The following is a 24,632-nucleotide window of genomic DNA, read 5'->3' as shown; positions in this document are numbered from 1 at the left end:
ATATTTGATTCGGGTGATTAAGCAACTTTTTGAGCTTTACTGTTTTTTATAATTGATTTTAGTTTAGTATTTTTTAGTATATCGGGTGGCTGCCTGTAATAGGGCAGCCACACATTTTTTTAATGTTTCCAAGTTCCAAATTTTCCCTGTTGATAATCCCTATAAGCTTCCATGATTTCCTGTTGGGTGTTCATGACAAAAGGCCCTTGGGCTACCATCGGTTCGTTGAAAGGTTTTGCATGGCCAAGAATCAGTACCGTGTCTTCAAAAGCTTCTACAGATAAATTTCCCCCATCGTTGGTAAATTCCACAAGGTTTCTAAAAGGGATTTTTTCACCCAAAATCTTGACCTCTCCACGGACTACATAGAAAAATACGTTTTCTCCAACAGGAATTGATTTATTGAGTTTCGCTCCTTTAGCCATGGTGATGGTGCTCAGGAACATAGGACTGAGGGTTTCAAAAGATCCTTGATGCCCATCCCAATCACCGGCAATCATTTGAACAGATACTTTTCCTTCGTATAGTTCGAAATGGTTGATTTCTTCTTTTTGCAGACCAACATATCTTGGTTCGGTCATTTTCAGCTTGGCAGGAAGGTTGATCCAAAGCTGCAGGATTTCCAGATCACCGCCTTCCTTTTTGAATGCAGAAGAAGAGACTTCTGAATGAATCAGTCCCCTTCCGGCCGTCATCCATTGAATCCCGCCTGATGCTATCACTGATTCATGTCCTCCCGAATCCTGATGCATAATATCACCGGCAAGGATAAAAGTAACCGTTTCCATCCCTCTGTGGGGATGTGGGCCAAAAGGAAGTCCGCGGTTATTATTTAGGTAGGTTTGGAAGCCGTGGTGGTTTAAAAATATAAAAGGATCAATTTGCCTGAGCTTCGGAGAGGGAAGCGGGTTGTAAGTAATGAGATCTGCAATAGGTTGGTAGCTGGCAGGATGTATTTCTTTGATGGTCATGGCTTTAATTGTATGTATAAACATTAAATATGTTTTCCTTCATAAATGTTCCCCTTAGGGCAAAAAAAAACCTGAATTTCTTCAGGTTCTTTATTTAAAATTATATGCATCCTTGCCCGTATCTATATAAAACTAGGTCCGAAGTTCAATTTCAGTTGCTATGGACAGTGGACTGTGGTCGATTATCTGCAACCCTGAGCGCCTTCTTAATTATGCAGGAGGATAGCAGATAATCATATTTTTATTTCAACCAAGCCAGGGAGATTTCGTCAGGTGCTTTCATTCTGTCGGCTAGTCTCATATACCTGTCCGAAAGATGGGCAAGGTAATCCTGCGCCTTGGAAGCTGCATCATTTAGCCCGGTGAGGTTTTGGATGTCCCAAAGTTTGACCAGATGTTCGATGATCCGGGCATAATCCCAACCGGTATAAACACCGATTTTTTGGGTAATGGCAGAGAATTGATCGAAAAGAGTGGGATTACTGCTGCCTTTCCCCATCAAAACTGCCGGCATCACAATATTCTTGCGCATCATTTTCTCAAAAGCGATGATTGCTCCGTTTGGATCAATTTCGAATATCTGACTCATAAAGCTTTTATAGGCTTTTTCATGTCGTGCTTCATCACCTGCGATGGTTTTGCAGATTCTTGAAAGCACATCGTCTCCGGCTTTATCAGCCAATTTCCCTGTATTCACATGGGAGATTTTGGTGGCTCTCTCCTGAAATGACGTATAGATCATGGCCTGATAAGGATCCTTTTCAGATTTGGGATCAAAACCGTTGTAGATCAGCCTGTGGATAGTCTGCTCTACTTTTTTCATATCGGCACGTCCTGAGAGGTAGAGGTATTTGTTGAGCAGGTCACCATGACGGTTTTCTTCAGCGGTCCATGCTTTTGACCATCTTACCCAACCCGAGTTGCTCAGAAGACTTCCTTCTACATTGATTCCTTCCAATAAGTTGAAATAGGTCTGATAGCTTGGAAGCGCCTCTTCGGTAATCATATTTCCGATCAGAGAAGTGATGATGGTATCCGGGATTCCGGCTGCTCTTTCCTGTAGTTTTTTGACCTCGTCAAAAGCATCAGGTTGACCCATGTCGGGTAAAAAATCAGAGGGTTGCCAGCATTCATCCGGGTCTACCAATATTGTTTCAACAGCATTGTTGACGAAGCCATCCAGCTGGGAAATGACCTCCATGTTTTTTTCTAGTTCGTAATTGATATTTTCTGAATTATTCATGACTTTTTATTTTTTGCCTTTAAAACCCTCCTTGCCAAGTTGGGACAGGGTATTCATAAAAGGCTGCAATCGTATAATTTATATAAATTCTAAGTAAAGGTAATCACATTTAGTGTCATTAGGTACTAAGAAACCCAATTTCTGAAACGGGTTTCTCTATTTTACAATTGATTATTTTGTCAGTGTCCAAGTTTTTTGGTTGAAATTAGAAGGTGCCGTCTCTTCCAGTCTTTTGCCGATTTTGTCCAAATACATGGTATTGTACCTGAGGCGGGTAATATAATTTGGCTGGGTCGGGTCACCGTTCCAACAGTGTTCGGCGCGGTCCCCGTATTTAACCTCTCCACCAAAATAAGGTTCGGAAGTTTTTTCGAGGAACTCCTCAGTAAGATAAACGGCATTATTCAGGTAGTAATTATCCATGTCCCCACAGTAGATATGTATTTTCCCTTCTAAATCCTTCCCAAGTTTGGACCAATCCCTTTCCATAATATAGCGGAGGTCAAAATTTTCTTTCCAATGGTTGGCCACTTCTTTGTCGATTTCTCCGGAATACCTGTCCCAAATCGGTTTTGGATAGCCATCCTCCCCGACAGGTGAATAGACCGCCTGCCAAACATCCCATTGGTCACCGGACCTGGTTTTGGTCCCGCCGAGAGCAAGTTCCTTGTGGTTCATGTCTTTGACCATAGCCGAAACATGCCCCAGGTAATTTCTTTTTCCAACCCGGTCGGTAGTCCTGAAAGGTCCGTTGAGGTAATAGGCATTTTGATCTTCGTAAATATTCACAGTCGTAAAGGCACGGAAATCTATCGGGTCAGGACAAGCAGCAAAGCAGCCATTGTATTCTTTGGGATACATCACCTGCACAGCCAAAGCTTCCCATCCTCCGGTCGAACCGCCATAAGTGAACCTTGACCAACCTTCTCCGATTCCGCGGAATTGCTTCTCAATATGTGGGATCAATTCATAGGTAATCGCATCTCCGTAAGGGCCGATATTTTCCGAGTTGACGGCATAGCTGTCGTCATAGAACGGGTTGGCATGTTGGATTTCGATGATGATGAATTTTTTGAAATCAGAAGAAATCCATTTCTGGTAAAAATCATAAGCCTCCTGCTGCTCGATTTTTTCATAACCATAGATGTTGAAGCGGGCATTGTAGGTTTCTTCGATGTTTTCGTCAGGTGGCGTGGTCCTGAATCCCCCAAAATCAGAGGGGAAATGCCCATGATAAATCATCAAAGGGTAATATTCATTTGGATTCTTATCAAAATCCCTTGGTAATAATATGTGTGCGCCTAGATAAATATCCCTTCCCCAAAAGTCAGAAAGCAACTTACTTTTGAATTTGATATGCTTTATAAATTCCGTGTCTTGCGGTTCAGCAACCGGGGGAATAATTTGGTCAATATGGATGTCTACCCCTGATTCCCCATCCCAAGAGATTTTTTTGGGAGTGCTATAGACATTTCCCGGAGTTCTTGCCCACTGTCTGCCTTCCCATTGGTCGACAGGCATCTTGATGACATGCCCATCTGCCCGGTTGAATGTCTCGTGCTTTACAATAAAAGCCTGCACCCAATAGTCGCCTGCAGGGATTTCCTGCCAGTTTTCGATGGGATATCCAAATGTCCCAAAATCAAAAGATAATGAGTTCCCAGCCTGATAATCTTCAAAATCCATCCCCATCACTTGGGCCGAAGTGACATCATCTGACACCGCAAACCTCGGCTCTGTTTTTTTATCATGGTGAAAAAGCAGCAACAGCCTACCGTCTTTTATGCCTTCGGCTAATTCTGGCTGGATTGTAATCTTGGCAGATGGGGTAGTCGGGGCATTACACGAAACAATCAGCAATAACATCAGGAAAGACAGCAGCCTCATAGGAATCTTCTTTGGTTTCTTTTAATTTAGCCAAATTTCCATTTATAGGATTCAAGTAGAAAAATCTATTACATAAGCGGATATAAAATCCTTTTTTTATCAAATTCTGACCGTCTGTCAATAAGAAAGACGGAAGACGGAAGACCTCCGGTTGCTGGAGGGCAAGGATGTACCGGGCATTTCAGTCAGCATTAAGAAAAAAATGAATTGCGTAAATCCATATAAATTATCCTTAAATTTTTACTTTAATCTTTTATATTGACTTCCCAATGTAGTGCTGTTGCGTTATGAAAACCTTTTCCAAAGTTGGGAGAAGACCATAAGAATCTTAAAACATCCATTCCGAACTTTGGAAAAGTTTATCCAATCTCCCCTAACTAAAAAATATTGATTGACCTGCTATGAGAAAACCCTGCTTTTGTTGATTGCCTCGGCTTTCGTTTTTGGTTGTGCCCAAAAAACCGAAACCATAAATTATACCCTGCTGTCAGATGAGGAAAGACTTGCTGCCGCAAAAGAAATGGCCCAAAATACCATCATGGTAGATGGGCATGTGGACCTTCCTTATAGGATGAAAGTTGGTGGTTTTACCCTTCAGCGGGAGATTTTGGATGTATCCGTCCGGACTGATGGCGGTAATTTTGATTTTCCGAGATCAAAAGAAGGGGGCTTGGACGCACCGTTTATGTCGATTTATATTCCTTCAGGCTATCAGGACAGGGGAGGGGCAAAGGTTTTGGCGGATTCATTGATCCTGATGACAGAAAGGTTGGTGAATACATGGCCTGACAAATTTGCGATGGCATATTCCCCTTCTGATATTGAGAAAAACACCAAGGAGGGTAAAGTTTCATTTCCGATGGGAATGGAAAATGGGGCTGCGCTCGAAGATGACATCAACAATGTCCAATATTTTTACGACCGCGGCATCAGGTATATCACCCTCACCCATGGCACAGACAACCTGATCGGGGATTCCTCTTACGATACCACGCGTACGCACAATGGCTTGAGTGACTATGGTGTAGCCGTTGTCAAAGAAATGAATAAGGTAGGGATCATGGTGGACATTTCACACGTCTCGGACAGCACATTTTACGATGTGATGAAAGTAACAGATGTTCCCGTCATCGCGTCCCACTCTTCAGCAAGGAAGTTTACTCCGGGATTTGAAAGGAATATGGCAGATGACATGATCAAAGCCCTCGGCAAAAACGGTGGTGTCATCATGATCAACTTTGGGGGAAGTTTTGTCGATGGAGAATATAATGAAAAGTCCGGAGCAGTTCGGGAGCATATTGTCAATTGGCTTGCAGAAAACGGTTTGAGCAGCACCGATTCGGCAGCTGTGGCTTATATCGAGAAATATTCCGCTGAGAATAATCCATTCCCCAATGTGGAAAAAGTGGCTGACCATTTTGACCATGTAGTGGCTTTGGTTGGAATTGACCATGTGGGTTTGGGTTCTGATTTCGACGGGGTGGGGGATAGCCTGCCAACGGGTCTCAAGGATGTATCCATGTATCCCAACCTTATAGCTGAACTTCTCAAGCGTGGATATTCCAAAGAAGACATCGAAAAGATCTGTTACAAGAATATTTTCAGGGTTTGGGATGCGGTGATTGCGGCTTCAGGGAAATAAGTTATGGATCAGATATCTCTATTCGTCCTGATATTGGTCGATACTAAATTGAAATTGGGATATTTCTTGGACCAGACCATAAACTAACAGCCCCATCGGGGCAAAATATCGGTAGCCCCGTGCAAGGTGCTAATCTGATTTTATACTTACACCAATCTCGGTGCACCGTCGCACGGGGTTAAAAGAAATATGATTCTCTTTGTATTTCGGTCACAGATTTTCCAAGAAGGAGAATCATCTACACCGAAATGGGAAGGGAATTCTCTTGGTTCCGGCCTGATACCTTCCTATTTCAATTTGTCCATCGTCCCCACCGGAATATCCTTATTCCCCATTTGCTTCAATGGCTTGATCTCTGACTTTGGATATTCAAATCCATTGTCTGACAATTCCCAAAGCAAAGGCGCCAGATTTTGAACCGCTGCTTTACAGCCTTGGACAATAGCCCCCATTTTTCCTGTTTGCTTGGAGAGTTTGGCTTCATTCTCGATTTCGAATGGTCCGGTAAATCCTTTTTCCTTCAGGATATGGACAAAGGCTCTCCAATCCATGCTATCCCCCAACCCAAATCCCGGTAAAGTCGCCTCGTAATGGTGTCTGTCCCATTCATTTTGACTAGATGGGATTCCTGCTTTTGCCGCCCATTCGGGTTTGACGCGTTGCATAGGGTACATATTTCCCCAAAATGGATCAGGATTATTTCTAGTCGACTTCACATGGATACGTTTTAACCTTGACATATCTGTATGTCTGATCACTTCCACAGGATCGGTATGCTGCCAGACATCATGCGAAGGGTCATAGATTTCCCCGTGGTTTTTGCTCGGGATCAGGTCGTACATGATTTTCCTTGCGGCCAAGACTCCGGTCAGGTTGTTGTATGTCGTAGAGTATCCTGAAGAGCGCCAACCTTCCATGGGACAGTTTTCATATAAGACGGTGACCCCAAGGTCTTCCGCATATCGGATGATCGGAGAAAAGACTTTTTGGTATTCTTCGAGATTTTTCTCGAAACCATTTTCTTGGATGCCCAATTCATGGTTGTAACCCACAAAAGTTCCCACTTTCACATCATTCTCATCTCCGCCCATCAGGTAAGCCATCCGGATCAGTTTCAGCAGGTGGTTTTGGTTTTTTACCTTGTGAAAAGGATCGCCGCCAATCAGGTTTTCAAAAGCACCGATGGAAAGCCGAAGTCCGGCGGTATTGAACTTGTCGATCATCTTATTGGCAGCCTCGGGATCGAAGTTTTCATAATCCATATGGGTTGCCACAAAGTCATCCCTAGTGCCGTCTTTTCTGAAAACACAAACATCCAATCCCTGAACTCCGATTTCGGTGGCTTTGGTGATGGTTTGATCCAAATCCAATTGGTCAAAAGCGGATGTCATGATCCAAATCTGATTGCTCATAGTAGTAGTTTTTTTTAAAGATAAATACCCTGTTTTGGTTTTAAAAGCCAAATCCCGCCAATGCCGTCCGCTTATCAAATCGAAAAAACATTTTCAGGGATAATTGCTTAATTTTGAGGATAATCTACTCACCAAAAAATGAAAACACTTAAGAACTTATCTTTTATTTTGGGAGGAAGCCTTATTTTGGGTTTTTCTTCCTGTTCCAATCCACCCCAAACTGAGGAAAAAGTTGAGCCTAGTCCCTTTGCCGTGGTATCGCAAAAGCTGACTTTTCAGGTTGATACTTTGACCACCACTCTGATCAGTCCTTGGGGAATGACTTGGTTGCCGGATGGAAGATTGCTTGTCACTGAAAGAAAAGGGGAGATACTCGTATTTAAGGATGACAAATCCACAGGAGAAAAATTAACAGGTGTACCGGCTGTAAGCGAGGTCAATCAAGCAGGACTTTTGGATATCGCCGTTCACCCAAAGTATGAGGAAAACGGGTGGATTTACATGTCCTACGCCAAAAAGCAAGGCAAAGGAGAGGTCTTGGTTATCGCAAGGGCAAAGCTCAACGGCAATGCTTTGGAAGGATTGGAAGAGGTATTTGTGTGCGGACCTGAGTGGGAAGGCGGCAGACACTTTGGGTCAAGGATCGTGTTTGACAATGACGGCTACCTGTATTTCTCCAACGGAGACAAAGGTTCTAGACCTGCCAACGCACAGGAACTCGACAATGACCATGGCAAAATCCACAGAATCTATGATGACGGTAGGATTCCTGAAGACAATCCTTTTGTCAATACTCCCGGAGCTTCACCATCAATTTGGACTTATGGAAACAGAAATCCACAAGGCATGGTATATGACAAGGCAAACAACCGAATCTGGGCTGTCGAACATGGACCAAAAGGCGGTGATGAACTAAACCTGATCGAAAAAGGCAAAAACTACGGTTGGCCTGTCATCTCATATGGGATCAATTATGACGGAACTATCTTGACTGAATTGACCGAAAAAGAAGGAATGGAACAGCCGGTTACCTATTGGGTGCCTTCCATTGCGACATGTGGTGTGGCCATTGTTACTTCAGACAGATATCCTGAGTGGAAAGGAAATATTTTGGTAGGTGGATTGGCCGGAATGCAGATCGCAAGGGTAGAATTGGATGGGACCAAGTATGTTGGCCAAGAGACGCTATTGAAAGATATCGGCCGGGTAAGGCAGGTTTCTGAAAGCCCCGATGGCTATATTTATGCTATCACTGAGGCTACCGGACTTTTGGTGAAGCTGATCCCACAGAGGTAATTGCACATCATTCGATTTTAAAAATAGAGCCCTGTCAGATTTTTCTGACAGGGTTTGTTTTTTTCTTTTCAATCAATAGACCTCATTTTGGCGATCTTTTCTCGTGTCACTTTTTGTCTTACCACGAAAAGTAAGCATCCCGAGCTATCGGGAGGTAAGGAACTGCGGAGTGCCACTTCAGCCCTGTCCACCGCGACGGATCTTCCTGCCCACAGGTGTTCTAATAAAGGATCTTCCTGAAGTATACGATTCCTGAATAATAAACCATTGAAATTTCTATTATCTGGTTTTCTTCGACCAACAGCCCCGAAGTGGGCTGAATATTATTAACCCCGTGCAAGGTGCTTTTCTGAATCTCATACTCTCACAAATCTCCCTGCACCGCCGCTCGGGGTAATGAAAATGCGATGTTGTTGGTTTTTGGGAGGAAAAAGGTAAAGTGAGGATTGGAGTTTACACCAAAAACAGGGAAGGTTGATTGATCAATTCATTTTGAATTTCACGCCATCGGGGATTCCTCCCTTTGTTTTCAAAATACCGCTATGGATACTATTTTACAGTTTTGGTTAAAATCTTCAGGATCCAACTCCACCATGTCGCTGGCATTTAATCCATCTTTAGACCCTGAATAACATTCCTTATCAAGGTGGAATTGTATTCCTTCTAGTGACTTAGTACTCGCCCAAAACGAATCCGATACGTAAGAATAAAAAATTTCAAAATCAGGGTAAGTTTTGGTAAAATCTGAGAGAGAAGAATTCACCGAAATCCCGTCTTTCGTTTTGCATCGGCCTGACTCGATCCAAATCTTTTGGATGGTCAATTCTTCCAATACTATGTCAAAGAGTTTACCCGACTTGTCGCTAACCGATACCATATTTAAGGTATCAATCCCTTCATCCGTGTAAGAAGGGCTCAACTTCTTTTCATAATTCAGTTCAGGGGATTTCTCGGAATAAGTATCACCGATTTTAAATCCTTCAATGGAATTCCCTTCTATGATATATTCATTGTCAACAGAAATTATTTCCGTTGGGATAGGACTGGTCAATTTCTCTTTGGATTCTTTGGTCTGAGAACAGCCAAATAGAAGCATTCCGGTTGCCATCAATAAAAAAATGTTTTTTCGGTCTTTCATCTGATTTGATTTATTCGTGGTTTGTGGAGGTTGGACGTTGAGGTATCCCAATCACCCTGACGCAATTTCTTGCTACTTATATCCTCATTTAGACATTTTTAACAGACTAAAATTAAGATCAAAAAGGTATATCCCAATGGAAACAGGGGGGAATAAGGAAATAAAATAGGAACCCAAAATAGTCTGACGACTCAAAGCCTTCCTTTTGGATTCAAAATAATTCTAAAAAAACCTGCACTTTTTTTTTACCCATCGACCAACCATTTCTACAGCAGCCTCCGTAATGGTTCAAATTCAAAAATTTTATGTTCCACAAAAACTGAAAACAACATGTTAAAGAAAATTTTAATGGCTTCCATTTTTATGGGAATTATCAGTGGATGCCAACAGGAAGAAGGATTGCCGGGAGAGGATATATCTGTCACAGAAATAACCGAAGTTGATCTTCCCCAATCGGCGGTAACATTTATTTCTGACAATTTTGAAGGAGAGGTCGTTACTTCCGCTTTTCGGATTACCGACGGAAAGGAAGTTTCATTTGAAGCAAATCTCACCAATCAAATGAATTTGGTGTTTTCCGAAAATGGCAGGATCCGGGCTTTCGGAGAAGATGGTGCGGAAGTAGACTGTGAAGGAAGACACAGAAAAAGAGGTGGCTTTGGCCGTCCTCCGAGAAGGCCGGGAGAAGATGGACCCAAGCCAAATGTGATCGACCCTGCTGATTTGCCGGATGCTGCAAAAGAATACCTGAGGGAAAACTATTCAGAAAATGAAATAATTAAAGTCATTTTCATTGAACGGGAAGAGTTGAACCAATACCATGTCCTTGTCAAGGAAATAGGGATCGTAATTTTCGATGCAGATGGAGCGTTTTTGAAATTGAGGGAAAAACAGGTAAGGATCTGCCCAAATTTCCAAAAAATTGAAATTGAAGACCTTCCTGAAAGCATTACTTCCTACATCGCAGAGAATTATCCCGACAATGAAATTTTAAGAGCACGCAAGGGTACCAGAAAAGAAAAAGTGGAAATTCATGTCTTGGTGGCCGGCGTAGGCGCTTTGATTTTTGATGAAAGCGGCGAGTTTATTGAATTGAAAACCTGTGGTATGAATAAAGGATAAGTATATATTTGGTTTGGCTTTGACTCCGGGGATCGAAATATTCCCGGAGTCATTTCAACATTTCGAATGACAGAAGAGGAAAAGCACTTGATTTTGGGATGCAAGTCCAACCAGAGAAATGCACAGGCAGCGTTTTATAGGAAATATTATGGCTTTGCCATGAGTATTTGTCTGAGGTATTCCCACTCCAGGACCGAAGCCGAAGAAATGATCAATGATGGTTTTTTGAAGGTATTTACCAACATAGAAGCCTACAATCCTGAACTGGAAATCAAAGCATGGATGAACAGGATTTTTGTCAATACGGCCATTGATCATTTCAGAAAGAATAAAAAACATTACTTCCAGGATGATATCGATCAGGCATACGATGTGTCAAGCGGATCTGAAGATGCATTGGAAGCGCTTTCTGCAGAGGAAATTATGGCGCTGGTTCAAGGTCTTTCACCTTCTTATAAAATCACCTTCAACCTCTATGTCATGGAAGGGTACAAACATCATGAAATCGCCGAGAAACTCGGGATTTCTGAAGGGACTTCTAAATCCAACCTGTCTATCGCAAGGGCAAAATTAAAGCGGGCACTTTTGGAAAAATCCAATTAAAGAAAAATGGAAAAGTTTGATAAAATAATTAAAGACAAGCTGTTATCCTTTCCTACTGAGGAAAAGCCAAATGATGATGCCGTATCAAACATGATGGATTTGCTTGATCAGGCGCTTCCTTTGGAGTCCAAAACCCGGGTCCTAAATCCCATAGCTGACACCAAAAAACCAATTCACATTGTCTATAAAATCGCAGCCTCATTGACATTAATGGTCATTTCCCTGTATGCCCTGATCGCATTCAATGAAGTAACTGTCGAAGTGGGCAAAACCGCATTTGAACAAGTGGAATTGCCTGATGGATCGATCGTCCATATGAATGCTGATTCCAGAATCGCTTACAATAAATTTCTATGGAATTTCAGCAGAAAGGTAACCTTTGAGGGAGAAGGATTTTTTGAAATCCAAAAAGGTGAAAAGTTCGAAATCTATTCCACTTTGGGAATGACTCAAATCCTGGGCACAAGTTTTAACATTTATTCCCGTCCGGGAAAATATGAAGTGGAATGCCTCAGCGGCAAAGTAGCGGTCACTTCCAATGCCACCCAGAAAAAAGTGATACTCTTACCGGGTGATGGGGTGGTTATAAACCAATCTGATCTGCAGTCTTATTCCCTATCCACTCCAACCAGCCCCACGTGGCTCCAAGGTGAATTTTATTTTGAAGAGGAGAATGTAGAAGATGTCATCTCAGAATTAGAAAGACAATTTGACCTTGAAATCTCGTTTCCTGAGGAATTAAGAAATCAAAAATATACAGGATACTTCGACAATAAGGACTTGGACAAAGCACTCAAATTGGTTTGTGAACCTTTGGGTTTACAGTACTTCCGAATGGGCAATTCATTGGAATTTACTTTTACCAAATAAACCTATAGATCAAAATATCATCTAAATCCAAAATACTGATATCCGCTTCCCCTTAGGGCTTGTTGTTTCTACAACAAAATGAGTTTCAATCATCGAAAACCCGCATGCTGAGAACCCTCTTTCCTGTCCTTTTTTTTATTCTAATTGCCAATGTCACGTTGGCAAATCGGGCAACTGTGGTCAATGAGGAATTTAGAAATGTTCCTCTCAAAGAAGTCATTCAGGTTTTGAAAAGAAACTATCGACTCAAGGTCGCTTTTAGTGACAAAAATGTCCGGGATGTTTTGGTCAATGCAAGCATCCAGAATCTTTCGATTGAGGAAGCTTTTGTGAAGATTTTGGAAAATACAAACCTTGGCTTTGAACTAATAGATGAGAATACCATCATCATCAAAAAGCTAAAACAACAGCAAAATGAACCGCTTGCACTCTCTGAATTTTCAGGAGTCATCAGTGATGCCATGACAGGTGAAAACTTACCTTACGCGGCGGTTTGGAATGAGGAAAACCAAACGAACTTTCTGTCAAATGAGGAAGGTTATTTTTTTATTTCCGATACCAGAAAAATCAACAAGATCCGTGTTTCCTATCTTGGATATCAGGATACTGTTCTCGTACTCAGTGAACAAAACCAACATAAAAGATTTCAGATTGGGCTAAAAGCCAAGGTGACAGAGCTGGCAGAATATATTATTGCAGATCAGGAAATTGACCATTTCAGCACCGGAGGTCAGGCGGGCAAAATCACCTACAACCCCATCAATGCGAGGCAGACTCCTTCCGTGGGAGAGGTGGATGTATTGAGATCTCTTCAGTTATTGCCCGGAGTAAATGCGACCAATGAAATTTCTTCCGGACTCAATATCAATGGCGGGACCAACAACCAGAATCTATTTTTATTCGATGGATTCACCGTCTATCACGTTGACCATTTTTTTGGGTACTTCAGCGCTTTTAATCCTTATGCTATCAAGTCTTTGAGACTTTACAAAGGCGGTTTTGAAGCAAAATATGGTGGCAGGGCGTCAAGTGTGGTCGATATTTCGGGAAAGGATGGGAACCGAAATGAGACAAAAGGTTCCTTGGGATTTAATTTGCTGAGCGTCAATACGTCCCTGGAAGTCCCCTTGTCAGACAGGGGCGCCACTTTATTCTTTTCGGGTAGAAGGTCTTACACTGATGTGTGGTCTTCTTCGCTGTTTGAGGATATTTTTTCCATCTTCGAGAGCAGCATAACTGAAGGCCCGCGGGGTCCTTTATTCCCGCGGACGATCCAATCCGAGGTAAAACCTGATTTTTACTATTCAGATATCAACTTCAAAATATCTTCCAAAGTAGGCGCCAAAAATCAAATTTCATTTAGCTTTTATGACAGCAATGACCTGCTGAACTATACGGAAAATTCACAGGTAAATTTTAGAGACACCCTTTCAGTGTCAACAAAAAAGCTGGGGGTAATAAATTGGGGAAACGTGGGAACCTCCCTGAATTTTTCCAGGCAATGGAATAGCACCAATCATTCAAGCGCCATTATTTCTTATTCATTTTACGAAAGCACTTTTCAGGAAATAGCAACTTCTGACGTCAAATCATCCGGTCAGGGTAATTTCCAAACTGTAGCATCCCAGGATCAGCTCAATAATATCGAGGATCTTACCATCAAACTCGATCATGAATGGACCCTTGGAAATTCGAGTACCATCGAAACAGGAATATCAGGTTCTCTGTATAACAATCAGCTGAAATATGTGGCAAATGATTCCTTGCTGGTAGATAAATCCGAGCTAAACGAATACCTTTTGGTACATTATTTACAAGGGACTTTTGTCCTGAGCCCTAGCTTCTCCATCTCTCCGGGACTTCGCAGCAGCTATTTCTCTACCACGGGTAAAATTTATTTTGAACCCAGATTTTCATTTATCCATAAACTTAATGAGTCACTTCAATTAAAGGGAGCGACAGGGATTTATAATCAGTTTATCAACCAATCCAATACCAAGAATGTCCTGCAGGGAAGCCGTGATTTCTGGATTTTGGCCAATGGGAAGAATGTCCCGGTTCAGCTAGCTTGGCATGGCTTGTTGGGGATTGAATATGCGGTAAACAAAAACCTTTTCACTTTGAGTTTTTTCCAAAAAAACTTTGAAGGATTGATGGAATACGCGTTTAGAAATGGGAGTCTGATAACCCAATTTGAAGACCAAAACAGGGTCTTCACTTCAGGAGACGGGGTAGCTAAAGGGGTGGAAATGATGGTCAAAAGAGATTTGGGAAATTTTTCAAGTTGGGTGACCTATACCCTTTCTCAGGTTAAATATACATTTCCAAGGATAAATCAGGGCAGGGCCTTTTTTGCAGACCACGATCAGCGTCACGAGATCAATTGGTTTGGGGTATATGCATTCAAGAATTTCGAGTTTTCGGCTACCTGGATTTATGGTTCAGGAAAGCCGTTTTCCTCCTTTGAGGAGGTTGTCACCAGGCCATCAAATTCCCAAAATGGTCCTCAGATAATCCAGTTACAGATTCCTGAACGGAATGGCGAAAGATTGCCGGCATACCATAGATTGGATGTAAGTGCAAGGTATTTTCTAGATCTTGGCAAGTCCAGGGCCAATGTTTCATTGGGTATTTTTAACCTTTACAACAGAGAAAACATTCTCGACACCAAAGTTTCAGTGGTCGCTCCCCGTGACAGGAGGAACAACAGGGATCAAATTCTTGCGACTACTTATGTGCCCCTGATGGGAATTACGCCAAATGTTTCTTTTGAGATCAATTTCTAGGTAACCAAACTCTTAATTCCGCTGCATGTGGTAATGAAAAATAGGCCAGATTGGTTTTTGGGAGCAAAAAGGTGAAGTGAGGAAAAGGGTCTACACCAAAAAAAGGGAAGTTTGAGGTGTCAATTAAATATGAATGTCTTCTTTCTTTTTTTCCATCATTTGACCCTATTCTTCTTGGTTTTTCTCTTGTCACTTTTTGTCATGATACAAAAAGTAACCAAAAAAATCTAGCGCAATAATCCTCCCCCACACAATGCCACCGCCGGCCCGGAATTGCGCTTCCTCCCCGCCAGTATTCCATAGTAAGATTCCTTTGAAGTAAAAGAGTCTTATTTCCTCTACCATTCCTGATTTCAATTTCTCAATTTTCTTTAGGACAAATCCGCCCCATCGGGGCGAAATATCGGTAGCCCCGTGCAAGGTGCTTCTCTGGTTTTTATACTCTCACTGCTCCCAATGCACCGCAGCTCGGGGTAATGAAAATGCGATGTCTTTGGTTTTTGGGAGCAAAAAGGAAAGGTGTAGAATAGGGTTTTTACCAAAAACAGGGAAGGGTGAAATGTCTATTCTTTATTAATTTCTCCCAATGGGCCGCAAGGAAAACACTAAAATAAAAGAATGGTCCGAATGGAAATATAAATTCCAAATATAAGAAGGCGTAATTTCATCCCGACAATTGTCGCGGATACGCCTAGCGCCAACGCCATTCTACAACCAGACAGGGTACTTCCGAAGTGGGAGGGGGTACTTCCGAAGTACCCCCTCCCACTTCAAAATAGACTGCAGTCCTCTTTTTTTAGAGTTGAGTCATCTTTTTATAGACTGCAGTACTCTTTTTGTAGAGTTGAGTCACCTTTTTACAGACTGCAGTACTCTTTTTGTATACTTCAGTCGTCTTTTTTTAGATGTCAGTCTACTTTTTGGTGACTGCAGTACTCTTTTGATAGACTTCAGTCGTCTTTTTATAGAGATGAGTCATCTTTTAATAGACTGAAGTACTCTTTTTGGTGATAGAAGTAGGTAATGAAGTGGGTCAATTGACGATATAGTGAACTCAGGTAAACCAAAAATAAAAAAATGTCTATCTAGCCGGAGAAATCATATTTATATGGAGCAATTATGAATTTAAAAAAGCCCTTTATTATGTAATTCACTAGTTTTTAATATATTATTTGGATAAGTTTTTAACATAATCTTATGGAGCAATTTATCATCTGTCACAATTTGATTTGAAAATCCGCTCAAATAAGTCAAATGATTAAGATCTATATAATCATTTTTCGCAGGAAAACTTTTGCTCGATACTTTTTGATCCAAGTAATAGGTAATAGTAATCAAATAAATATCTATTGAATTATCATAGGAAGATATTAATTCAGATAAAGATTTTTGTGATTTAACTATTGGGTTTTCCAGCAAAATTGTAGCTATAAATCTAATCACAATATTTTTAAGATTTAATAAATTATCTTGAGTCCATCTTGATTCAAACTGAAGGATCGCCTGCTTAACCTCAGAGTTAGAGAATTGCATTAACAATTTTTTTTTTAATCCATAACTTGCATTTTCATCATATTCCTTTCCAAATAAAAATATGTCATTTAATCCATTTAGATTAATGGTTTTCAAAAGACTTTCATAATCCTTGGTTAGTTCTACCAATTTTAAAATCTGACCTATTTTACTGGATAATTCTAAGTTTTCTAAATTAAATCCAAAAGCATTATAAATTTTTATTTCAGGAAGATTAGGATCGAATTTGATTTGACTTCTTAAAACCTTTTTAAAAATAGACTGTCTTAAATAAAAAGAATTATTATCCTTTATCCCTGATAAAATTTCTAATAATGCTAAAACTGAAGTGTATTTATCATTCACAAATCCTATATTCCCCAAAAAAGGTGCGAGTTTCCTTATGGCATTTGTTTCTAAATACTTCATTTATTTGAGGAATTACAAGCGATTATGAATTAATTTAATTTTTTGATGCTTGCTGAAGAGGCGATTGGAACAAGTAAAATACATTTAAAATGTTTTTTTAATAGTTACTACAATCATTCTCAATTTCTAATAATTTGTAATAAACTCTAAAATCATAAATAAAACTTGAAAGAATTGACCCATCAATCGAATATAAATGTGTAAGTCTTTCTAAAGTGGTACTTACAGTTTCCTTGGGTTTTAATACGTTATCAAAAACAGTGGTGTCTCTATCAAGTTCCTCCATTGTCAAGGAATAATATTTGACAGGTTCATGAATTCTCAAATATTCTAAAATTAGTGGTTTTACTTTGGACGAATCAATTTCATACTTATAGGCCAATAAATTTAAAACCTCGTTGTAATCCTTCCATACGATTTCAGAATAGGTTAGAGACATATCTTTTTTCTTTTCATCCTTCGTATTGGAATCACATGCTAAAAAGGATAAAAAGATAAATATGAAATATATTTTTTTCATGTCAGAAGGTTATAAATGATTTGCAGAGAGAATTATTAAATGGGAAATCATTAATTAAGTTTTTCATTTTTAAAAACTTCTATGTAAAATTATGAATATCCCAAAACTAAAAGTAAGATCAAAAAAGTGGTTGGCATTTCAAAATAGGCAAGTCTTTCATTGAATTTTTATTTTCAAATTCAGATATCTGATCAAAAAAAGTCTGACGGCTCTTGACCTTTCCACTTTATTTTGCGTTTTCGCATCTTTTCAAGAGATATCTTTTATCGGTCTTTGCTGTCTTGGTGGGAAATACTGGCTTTGATTTTAAACATTCCCGAAACTTTTTGAATTTCTAGATTGTTTTTACCCAACTTTTGCGGAGTATAATTACTTATTTTCGATTCTATCTAAAAAATCACTTTCGATAATTTCATAATCCAGCAATCTAAATTCAATTATGAATGGATTCTTCCTTGATTTTTCATAAATATCAGTTTTCCCGTATTTATAATAAAATAGTCGGTTTTGGTCAAAACTTTCGTAATTATCTAATTTGGCCATTCCCGGCATTAATATTTCATCAAGCTCAATATAAGAGTAGTTAATTTGGTTCCCATTATCATCTTTGTAAATTATTAATCCTTTAATGTTACTTATTGTTTGATTTGTATTATTTATCAATGAAACAGATTCTTCAACACTGTGTCCAAGTTTTTCATAAAATGAAACTGAAACATTGTTTTGGTTCTTAGCTTCAAGCTTAACATTTGTTACAATTGGTTCCCATTTCATAGTTTTTGTTTCCAGGTCAGGAATAGCGTTAGAGGGTACAGCGAAATTTAAATTTTGTGAATCTTTAATTGTAAATGTCGATATTCCTATAACATTACCATTCTCATCCAGGACAGGTCCACCACTACTCCCTGGGGAAATAGGCGATGTGATTTGAATTAAATTATAATTTTCTGATACTTGTCTAATTCCACTAACAATTCCTGTAGAAATAGTCCCTTCCAATCCTTTGGGGTTTCCAATAGCTAAAATTTTATCTCCAATTTCCGGTTTACCTAAATTTAATAATAATGAAGTTGCATTAGGTTCTCCTACTTCAAGAATTGCAACATCAAGTTCTTCAGAATAACTTTTTACCCAAACTTTTTCTGATTTAACTTGTGTCCCAAGGTTTTTTATAAGTATCCTGTCTGAATTCTTAATCACATGATAATTTGTTGCTATTAAATTTTTTCTAAAATAAAAGCCACTCCCTAAAGCAAGAGGGGCCTGATTTGAATCGTAGGTCATAATTAAAACAATTGAAGATTTTGATTTATTAAAAATTGTTTTAACATCCTGAGCTTTCAATCCTATTGAAATAAAAATTAATAGGGAAATAAAGATATATTTTTTCAGAGCTCTCATAAAATGGTTTTGGTTAGATAAATTCAATAGAAATAAGGATTTTTCCAACGTCTTTTTTCATTTTCATATTCATAATTCCTATTCGTACTTGAGTCCAGAGTGAACTTCTTCCCATCAGTTTTCATTAAAAGGACTTCTGCATTAATTCTTTTGCCAACTTTCATCATAGTATTGATTAAATCATTACTAGCTCTACAACCTAAATATATTGTTTTAGCATAGGGGAAAGGAATTTTGTTGTTAAAATAATTACTAATTTTTTCATCTAAAATCAGTCTCCATTCTTTCTCATATTTCCATTTTGTCGATTTTACAATCATGGTTTTATAAATCAAATCCTCGATCTTGCAATTATAAATTAGACACCCTTTTTCATCAAGGTCTAATTTATTTAGTTTGGAAACAGGAATATTAACTCGATTTGCTGAATATTCTATTGGAAACAAACCTGCTTTAACAATAGCTGAAGTTCGTTCTTCTATATATTTTTCTTTATCCTTGTAAAAATCTGATTCACTTCTAGTAAATTGAGTTGTTCTTTTCAAAGGCTCCAGATCGTATTCAACACAAAATCCTTTGTGATTATTTGCATAATGTGACCACATCAATATTTGATTATAAAACTCTTCATATTTTTCTTGCTGGGAAAAGCAAGAAACACGAATGTTAACATTTTTCAATTTTTCTATTTTAAAATTATTCTTATCAACTTGGTGGCGTAGATATTTATCAACTTTTTCCCTAAACTCCTCTGATTTTAACTGAAGTAATTCCCATTTTATATCGTAAAAACTTTTTTGCCTTGACCTCCAAAGAATATTTTCACCTGAATAACTTCTTTGGATTAAATCTTTATCCTCCAAAGAAAATCCATTTTGAAAATTTTCCTTAACACAACCTGAATTCTCAATAAATTTTAAAAGTCTATCCTTTTCATACCTTTCAATATCATAGCCAATATTGCTATCAAATGGGTCGTTAAAGGATGTTGGATGTGATAACCAAAGTTTTTGATTTTGAATATCTAGAATATTGTCAGAGGTAGGTGAATAATATTTAAACAAGTACTTCGGCAGGTATTGGTTCTTCTTTTCAAGAAGACTCAAATTATTGAGGATAATTCTTGAAAAATGCTTTTCCTTAGCGAAACTAGAATTGAAAACATCTGTAATAAATTTTCTTTGCCAATTTTTGTTTTCTTTCATAAATAATTTCGATTTTTTTCTCTTTACCCGAGTAATTTCTAGAAAAAGCTATTTAGCTTTTAAAACTAAAAGTAATATCAAAAAAGTGAATTTCATTTCAAAATATGTAAGGCTTTCATTGAATTTTTAATTTCAAAATCAGATATCTGATCAAAAAAAGTCTCACGTCTATTGAACTTCCGATTTTACTTTGCGTCTTCCAGTCTTCGCGAGAGATATTTTTTATAGGTCTTTGCTGACTTTGCGATTTTACGGGACCATCCAAAAATCAAACTTTTGCCTTCGTGAGACATATCCGATCCTGTCCAAATCTTACTTTTCTCTTCAGCTTATTTTTACTTTTTAATTTCGGATGGGTCTCTACTGGTATGGAAAATATCCAGGATAAAAATTGATTCTTCTGTTACCTCATAGATGATTTTATAGCTCCATATCACCTTGTAGCGAAAGTTTCCGACTTCATCTTCAAGGTGGTGTTCTCTTTCAAATTTTTCAGGAAAGTCATGGAGGGATTTCGCTTGGGTGAATATTTTATTTCTGACCTTTTTTGCAACTTCAATAGATTCCCTCCCCTTGATGTAATTATAAATATTTTGTAAGGACTTTTTTGCTTCATTATCCCAAATGATCTTCAATTTCCTTTTTACCATATTTCAAACTCTTTCTCCAGGTCCTCGTGAGTGGTAAATTGACCAGCCTTGATTCTTGACTTGGCATTGAGGATTCTCTTTTTAAGGGCTTCTTCACTCAAAGGCTCTCCCGGTTTTGTAAAATCCTCTTGCGTATATTCTTTAGCAACGGCATAAAGCAATATTAAGAGTCTTTCATCAGCTTCGTCTATAAATTGATAAAGTTCATGTCTGATTTGTGTTTCTCCCATAATTATTTCTCATTTTATCAAAGTTAACGAATTCAAACAATAATTTGATTTTTAAACATTCCTGAAACTTATTGACTTTCTAGATTGTATTTACCTCAAATCAACAGAAAGCACCTTTTGCATGATCAAGATCATCGTCGGTACCAACCGCAGAAATTCCGTCTCAGAAAAAATAGCATTGATATATCAGGATCTTTTGGCCAAAATGGATACGCCATCGGAGATTTTATTATTGGAAGATTTGCCGCATGATTTTATTTTTTCGGCCCTTTACCATAACAACGGCAAAAACGAGGGCTACAATAACTTTCACCAAAAAGTCAAAGAAGGGACGAAGTTTGTCTTCGTCGTACCGGAATACAACGGTTCTTTCCCCGGCATATTGAAAGGATTTATAGACGGGATGACTTATCCCAACTCTTTCCGCAATAAAAAATGTGCCTTGATAGGCATTTCATCAGGAATAGGCGGGGGTGGCATCGCTTTGAGCCACCTCACCGACATCTTCCACTACGTGGGTATGCATGTACTTGCCCTCAAGCCCAAACTAGCCAAGATCGAGGACAATATGTCAGATAACCTGCTCACCAACAGGCTGTACATGGAATTACTCCATACCCAGGCAGAAATGTTGATTAACTTTTAGAGTTAATCGACATTGTCATGCAAAAACCTGTTGTTCTTCAGAAACTCATTTTCATCAGTCAAATTGTACCTTGAAATGTTCCTTTCGGAGCTGTGCTGTACATCTGATAACTTCACTTCTTTTCTGAGATAAGCAGGGGTCTCTAATTTATCTTTGAATTCCTCAGGATTCTGGTTGTAAGTTTTGATGCTTTTCAGCTTTTCAAAACGCTCGTGCGCCCTTTGGATTGCTTTCAATTTTAATTGCTCATAATAATCATTGCTATGTGAAGGTTTTGCTTCTTCTGTTGCTGTAGCAGTTGCTTTTGGAGCTTCTTCCGTGATTTCTTCCTCAGTATCTAGGGTAAAAAACACCTTGTTGCTTTCAGGCTTGGCTGGAACAAATTCAAACTGAGGCTCCATTTCTTCTTCCTTGTTTTCAATTGCCGGAGCAGGAACTTCCACTTTTGGTTTGATTTCCTCAGGCTTACTTTCATTGGCCGGAGTAAACAAAGGCTTGTTGAAAGTGAACGTAAAAGTCTGACCCGGTGCCGGAGTGGCATCTTCCTCTACTTTGGAAGTTTTGCCTGATTCGAGGTCGATTACTTTTTTGCTGGTATCTTCTTCCATGACCGCGGCAACAACCACTTCTTCTTTCTTACCTGAAGGAGAAGCTGTAGTTAATCTGTCCATTTCAAAACCTGTGGCAATGACGGTAACACGGATTCCTTTGCTCAGTTCAGAGTCAATACCCTGACCGAAGATCACCTCGGCATCGTCACCGGCTCTTTCCTGGATGTATTCGGTGATTTCGCTCAACTCGTCCATGGAGAGTTCGTCGTCCTCACCGGACATGATCGAAAGCAATATTTTCTGAGCGCCTTTGATGTCTACGTTGTTCAACAACGGAGAAGCAATGGCTTTCTCGGCTGCACGGATGGCACGTCCTTCACCTTCTTCGGTAGCAGAACCCATTACTGCAGCGCCGGCATTTTTCATTACTGTTTTCACATCTTCGAAATCCACGTTGACATCCTGATGGATGGTGATGATTTCGGCGATAGACTTGGCAGCAGTTGTCAATACGTTATCGGCTTTGGCAAATGCCGAACGGATTGCAAGGTTGCCATAGATTTCTCTCAGTTTGTCATTGAGGATGACCAAAACAGTATCGCAGCTTTCTTTCAGAGCTTCGATACCCTGCTGTGCGGCGATCATTTTCTTTCTTCCTTCAAATACAAAAGGAGCGGTAACGATACCCACGGTAAGGATGTCCATGTCCTTGGCGATTTTGGCGATCACCGGAGCGGCTCCTGTACCTGTACCACCACCCATGCCGGCAGTGATAAATACCATCTTGGTATTGTCTGAAAGCAATTCTCTGATGTCTTCTTTGCTTTCCAATGCCGCACTTCTTCCTTTTTCAGGATTGGCACCGGCACCTAGTCCTTCGGTCAGGTTTGCACCTAATTGAAGCCTCAAAGGAACCGGACTGCTTTTCAAAGCCTGGGCGTCGGTATTGACCACGACGAACTCCACGTCCTTGATTCCTTGGTTGTACATATGGTTCACTGCATTGGAACCACCTCCTCCAACACCAATCACCTTGATGATTGATTTATGGTTTTTTGGAAGATCAAATTTGTAATCTTTCATGTTATCTGACATTTTTTATCTATTGGTGAACTTGTTTTTCTTTTTAGTATGGTTTTTGTAAGGAAAGGGAAGTAGAAGACAAGGTCTTCTACCTCCCTAGTATGATAAGCCCTAGTAATTATTGTCATCATGAATATCATTGGTGATGATATCCTTCAGTTTCTTACCTATGCTAGAGAATATGTTCGGGCCAAATTCTGTTTTTACAGGTTTGGCCTGTACTTTTTGTGTGTTATTGTTTACGCTTTCTTTTCTGAGTCTATAGATGTTTTCCCTTTCGTCAAGAGACTTGAATCCTGCCAATACCAATCCCACTGAAGTGGCGTACATCGGACTTTTCACTTCTTCTATTTTGGACTTGCCTAAGTGCTCATTTGGATAGCCGATCCTGGTATCGAGTCCGGTCATGTATTCAAACAGCTGGGAAACTCCCTGCAACTGTGAACCGCCTCCCGTGAGGACAATTCCTCCTGTGAGTTTTTTGTAATGACCGCTTGCTACCAATTCATTCTGGACGTATTCGATGATTTCTTCCATCCTTGCCTGAATGATGGCTGCGAGGTTTTTGATAGAAATCTCCTTAGGCTGTCTGTTGCGGAGACCCGGGATAGATACGATTTCATTTGGATTGGCTTCTTCGGCGATGGCTTTACCAAATTTGGTTTTGAGCAATTCGGCCTGATGGTGAAGAACCATGCAGCCTTCTTTGATATCAGCTGTGATGATATTTCCTCCCAAAGGAATGACCGCGGTATGGCGGATGATATTGTCGTAGAAAATCGCAATGTCTGTGGTACCGCCTCCGATGTCTACCAAGCAAACTCCGGCTTCTTTGTCCTGCTCGCTAAGTACAGACAGAGAACTCGCCAAAGGTTCCAAGATCAGGTCTTGGGATACGAGGTTGGCACGCTTTACACAGCGGTTGATGTTGTTGATGGCTGTTGTTTGTGCGGTGATGATGTGAAAATCAGCTTCCAATCTGGACCCGGACATCCCGACAGGATCTTTGATCCCATCTTCATAGTCCACAATGTAATCTTGTGGCATGACATGGATGATGGTATTTCCGGGAGGCACGACAATGTTTTCCATGTCGTTGGAAAGTCTCCTGACATCCTCTACAGTGATTTCATCCTGATTGGGCTGACGGATGATGACACCGTGATGGATGGTGCTGCGGATATGCTGACCGGCAATACCGACAATCACTTCCACAATATCCACGTCAGCCATGTCTGACGCATCCTGCATCGCCTTTTGGATGGCGTTGACAGTTTTGTCAATATTGGTGACGATACCACGGATAACCCCGTCGGATACGGCCTTGCCCATGCCGAGAACTTCCAACTTTCCAAATTCGTTTTTGCGACCGATGATCGCGCAGATTTTGGTGGTTCCGATGTCAAGTCCTACAATCAATTTGTTATTTTCCATA

The 24,632-nt window shown here is 39.8% G+C and carries 20 protein-coding genes; 7 read left to right on the top strand and 13 right to left on the bottom strand.

What is annotated here, in order from left to right; translation table 11 throughout:
• Positions 1 to 119: 119 nt before the first annotated feature.
• The 3 genes from MMU05_RS01450 to MMU05_RS01440 form a co-directional block, all read right to left on the bottom strand.
• Entirely contained in the window at positions 120 to 995 is an 876-nt protein-coding gene (locus MMU05_RS01450; protein WP_241139884.1) for a pirin family protein, read from the bottom strand.
• A gap of 217 nt (positions 996 to 1,212) precedes the next feature.
• Positions 1,213 to 2,214: an acyl-ACP desaturase gene (locus MMU05_RS01445; protein ID WP_241139883.1), complete on the bottom strand. Its 1,002-nt coding sequence runs from the start codon at positions 2,212 to 2,214 to the stop codon at positions 1,213 to 1,215.
• A 171-nt stretch (positions 2,215 to 2,385) separates the two neighbouring features.
• A complete protein-coding gene (locus tag MMU05_RS01440) occupies positions 2,386 to 4,101 on the bottom strand; it encodes a hypothetical protein (protein ID WP_241139882.1) in 1,716 nt (571 codons plus the stop codon).
• A 391-nt stretch (positions 4,102 to 4,492) separates the two neighbouring features.
• Between MMU05_RS01440 and MMU05_RS01435 the strand changes: the two genes are divergently transcribed.
• Positions 4,493 to 5,743 carry a dipeptidase gene (locus tag MMU05_RS01435; RefSeq protein WP_418884451.1) on the top strand — a complete coding sequence of 417 codons (1,251 nt, stop codon included), beginning with the start codon at positions 4,493 to 4,495 and terminating at the stop codon, positions 5,741 to 5,743.
• A gap of 287 nt (positions 5,744 to 6,030) precedes the next feature.
• Here the strand turns inward: MMU05_RS01435 and MMU05_RS01430 are convergent, their stop codons facing one another.
• Entirely contained in the window at positions 6,031 to 7,155 is a 1,125-nt protein-coding gene (locus tag MMU05_RS01430; protein WP_241139881.1) for a sugar phosphate isomerase/epimerase family protein, read from the bottom strand.
• A 138-nt stretch (positions 7,156 to 7,293) separates the two neighbouring features.
• On the opposite strand from MMU05_RS01430, the gene MMU05_RS01425 reads away from it, so the two are divergent.
• On the top strand, positions 7,294 to 8,451 hold the full coding sequence (locus MMU05_RS01425; RefSeq protein WP_241139880.1) for a PQQ-dependent sugar dehydrogenase: 1,158 nt from the start codon (positions 7,294 to 7,296) through the stop codon (positions 8,449 to 8,451).
• Between the two features lie 529 nt (positions 8,452 to 8,980).
• Here MMU05_RS01425 and MMU05_RS01420 read toward each other — a convergent pair.
• Positions 8,981 to 9,589 carry a PQQ-binding-like beta-propeller repeat protein gene (locus tag MMU05_RS01420; RefSeq protein WP_241139879.1) on the bottom strand — a complete coding sequence of 203 codons (609 nt, stop codon included), beginning with the start codon at positions 9,587 to 9,589 and terminating at the stop codon, positions 8,981 to 8,983.
• Between the two features lie 330 nt (positions 9,590 to 9,919).
• Between MMU05_RS01420 and MMU05_RS01415 the strand changes: the two genes are divergently transcribed.
• The 4 genes from MMU05_RS01415 (at position 9,920) to MMU05_RS01400 (ending at position 14,970) form a co-directional block, all read left to right on the top strand.
• Positions 9,920 to 10,711, top strand: a complete 792-nt coding sequence (locus tag MMU05_RS01415) for a PepSY-like domain-containing protein (RefSeq protein WP_241139878.1) — start codon at positions 9,920 to 9,922, stop codon at positions 10,709 to 10,711.
• Positions 10,712 to 10,777: 66 nt separating this feature from the next.
• The gene (locus tag MMU05_RS01410) at positions 10,778 to 11,314 is read left to right on the top strand and encodes an RNA polymerase sigma factor (RefSeq protein ID WP_241139877.1); all 537 of its coding nucleotides are present in this window, start codon (positions 10,778 to 10,780) and stop codon (positions 11,312 to 11,314) included.
• Between the two features lie 6 nt (positions 11,315 to 11,320).
• Entirely contained in the window at positions 11,321 to 12,184 is an 864-nt protein-coding gene (locus MMU05_RS01405) for a FecR family protein (protein ID WP_241139876.1), read from the top strand.
• Between the two features lie 104 nt (positions 12,185 to 12,288).
• Positions 12,289 to 14,970, top strand: coding sequence for a carboxypeptidase-like regulatory domain-containing protein (locus MMU05_RS01400; protein ID WP_241139875.1), 2,682 nt, complete (start codon positions 12,289 to 12,291; stop codon positions 14,968 to 14,970).
• Positions 14,971 to 16,095: 1,125 nt separating this feature from the next.
• Here the strand turns inward: MMU05_RS01400 and MMU05_RS01395 are convergent.
• The 6 genes from MMU05_RS01395 to MMU05_RS01370 form a co-directional block, all read right to left on the bottom strand.
• Positions 16,096 to 16,911, bottom strand: a complete 816-nt coding sequence (locus MMU05_RS01395; RefSeq protein ID WP_241139874.1) for a hypothetical protein — start codon at positions 16,909 to 16,911, stop codon at positions 16,096 to 16,098.
• Between the two features lie 97 nt (positions 16,912 to 17,008).
• A complete protein-coding gene (locus MMU05_RS01390) occupies positions 17,009 to 17,431 on the bottom strand; it encodes a hypothetical protein (RefSeq protein WP_241139873.1) in 423 nt (140 codons plus the stop codon).
• 369 nt (positions 17,432 to 17,800) lie between these two features.
• On the bottom strand, positions 17,801 to 18,832 hold the full coding sequence (locus MMU05_RS01385; protein WP_241139872.1) for a S1C family serine protease: 1,032 nt from the start codon (positions 18,830 to 18,832) through the stop codon (positions 17,801 to 17,803).
• 23 nt (positions 18,833 to 18,855) lie between these two features.
• On the bottom strand, positions 18,856 to 20,037 hold the full coding sequence (locus MMU05_RS01380) for a DUF2971 domain-containing protein (protein WP_241139871.1): 1,182 nt from the start codon (positions 20,035 to 20,037) through the stop codon (positions 18,856 to 18,858).
• Between the two features lie 335 nt (positions 20,038 to 20,372).
• A complete protein-coding gene (locus MMU05_RS01375; RefSeq protein ID WP_241128041.1) occupies positions 20,373 to 20,687 on the bottom strand; it encodes a type II toxin-antitoxin system RelE/ParE family toxin in 315 nt (104 codons plus the stop codon).
• Positions 20,681 to 20,917 (bottom strand): hypothetical protein, encoded by a 237-nt coding sequence (locus MMU05_RS01370; protein ID WP_241139870.1) that lies wholly within the window; start codon positions 20,915 to 20,917, stop codon positions 20,681 to 20,683. The genes MMU05_RS01375 and MMU05_RS01370 overlap by 7 nt, the downstream gene beginning before the upstream one ends.
• Positions 20,918 to 21,038: 121 nt before the next feature.
• On the opposite strand from MMU05_RS01370, the gene MMU05_RS01365 reads away from it, so the two are divergent.
• Complete coding sequence (locus tag MMU05_RS01365) at positions 21,039 to 21,563, top strand: NADPH-dependent FMN reductase (protein WP_241139869.1); 525 nt, start codon at positions 21,039 to 21,041, stop codon at positions 21,561 to 21,563.
• Between the two features lie 2 nt (positions 21,564 to 21,565).
• On the opposite strand, the gene ftsZ is transcribed toward MMU05_RS01365, so the two are convergent.
• Both ftsZ and ftsA read right to left on the bottom strand, forming a co-directional pair.
• Positions 21,566 to 23,197: a cell division protein FtsZ gene (ftsZ, locus tag MMU05_RS01360; RefSeq protein WP_241139868.1), complete on the bottom strand. Its 1,632-nt coding sequence runs from the start codon at positions 23,195 to 23,197 to the stop codon at positions 21,566 to 21,568.
• A gap of 111 nt (positions 23,198 to 23,308) precedes the next feature.
• Positions 23,309 to 24,631, bottom strand: coding sequence for a cell division protein FtsA (ftsA, locus tag MMU05_RS01355; RefSeq protein ID WP_113924066.1), 1,323 nt, complete (start codon positions 24,629 to 24,631; stop codon positions 23,309 to 23,311).
• Position 24,632: the final 1 nt, after the last annotated feature.

Source organism: Cognataquiflexum rubidum (assembly GCF_022538115.1).
Taxonomy (GTDB): domain Bacteria; phylum Bacteroidota; class Bacteroidia; order Cytophagales; family Cyclobacteriaceae; genus Cognataquiflexum; species Cognataquiflexum rubidum.
The sequence above is the reverse complement of the archived record's forward strand: the minus strand, read 5'-3'. Positions and strand labels throughout refer to the sequence as shown.

Excerpts from the sequence above, each read along its gene's own strand:
- MMU05_RS01450 (WP_241139884.1), bottom strand. The coding sequence starts at position 995 with ATGTTTATACATACAATTAAAGCCATGACCATCAAAGAAATACATCCT.
- MMU05_RS01445 (WP_241139883.1), bottom strand. The coding sequence starts at position 2,214 with ATGAATAATTCAGAAAATATCAATTACGAACTAGAAAAAAACATGGAG.
- MMU05_RS01440 (WP_241139882.1), bottom strand. The coding sequence starts at position 4,101 with ATGAGGCTGCTGTCTTTCCTGATGTTATTGCTGATTGTTTCGTGTAAT.
- MMU05_RS01430 (WP_241139881.1), bottom strand. The coding sequence starts at position 7,155 with ATGAGCAATCAGATTTGGATCATGACATCCGCTTTTGACCAATTGGAT.
- MMU05_RS01425 (WP_241139880.1), top strand. The coding sequence starts at position 7,294 with ATGAAAACACTTAAGAACTTATCTTTTATTTTGGGAGGAAGCCTTATT.
- MMU05_RS01420 (WP_241139879.1), bottom strand. The coding sequence starts at position 9,589 with ATGAAAGACCGAAAAAACATTTTTTTATTGATGGCAACCGGAATGCTT.
- MMU05_RS01415 (WP_241139878.1), top strand. The coding sequence starts at position 9,920 with ATGTTAAAGAAAATTTTAATGGCTTCCATTTTTATGGGAATTATCAGT.
- MMU05_RS01410 (WP_241139877.1), top strand. The coding sequence starts at position 10,778 with ATGACAGAAGAGGAAAAGCACTTGATTTTGGGATGCAAGTCCAACCAG.
- MMU05_RS01405 (WP_241139876.1), top strand. The coding sequence starts at position 11,321 with ATGGAAAAGTTTGATAAAATAATTAAAGACAAGCTGTTATCCTTTCCT.
- MMU05_RS01400 (WP_241139875.1), top strand. The coding sequence starts at position 12,289 with ATGCTGAGAACCCTCTTTCCTGTCCTTTTTTTTATTCTAATTGCCAAT.
- MMU05_RS01395 (WP_241139874.1), bottom strand. The coding sequence starts at position 16,911 with ATGAAGTATTTAGAAACAAATGCCATAAGGAAACTCGCACCTTTTTTG.
- MMU05_RS01390 (WP_241139873.1), bottom strand. The coding sequence starts at position 17,431 with ATGAAAAAAATATATTTCATATTTATCTTTTTATCCTTTTTAGCATGT.
- MMU05_RS01385 (WP_241139872.1), bottom strand. The coding sequence starts at position 18,832 with ATGAGAGCTCTGAAAAAATATATCTTTATTTCCCTATTAATTTTTATT.
- MMU05_RS01380 (WP_241139871.1), bottom strand. The coding sequence starts at position 20,037 with ATGAAAGAAAACAAAAATTGGCAAAGAAAATTTATTACAGATGTTTTC.
- MMU05_RS01375 (WP_241128041.1), bottom strand. The coding sequence starts at position 20,687 with ATGGTAAAAAGGAAATTGAAGATCATTTGGGATAATGAAGCAAAAAAG.
- MMU05_RS01370 (WP_241139870.1), bottom strand. The coding sequence starts at position 20,917 with ATGGGAGAAACACAAATCAGACATGAACTTTATCAATTTATAGACGAA.
- MMU05_RS01365 (WP_241139869.1), top strand. The coding sequence starts at position 21,039 with ATGATCAAGATCATCGTCGGTACCAACCGCAGAAATTCCGTCTCAGAA.
- ftsZ (WP_241139868.1), bottom strand. The coding sequence starts at position 23,197 with ATGAAAGATTACAAATTTGATCTTCCAAAAAACCATAAATCAATCATC.
- ftsA (WP_113924066.1), bottom strand. The coding sequence starts at position 24,631 with ATGGAAAATAACAAATTGATTGTAGGACTTGACATCGGAACCACCAAA.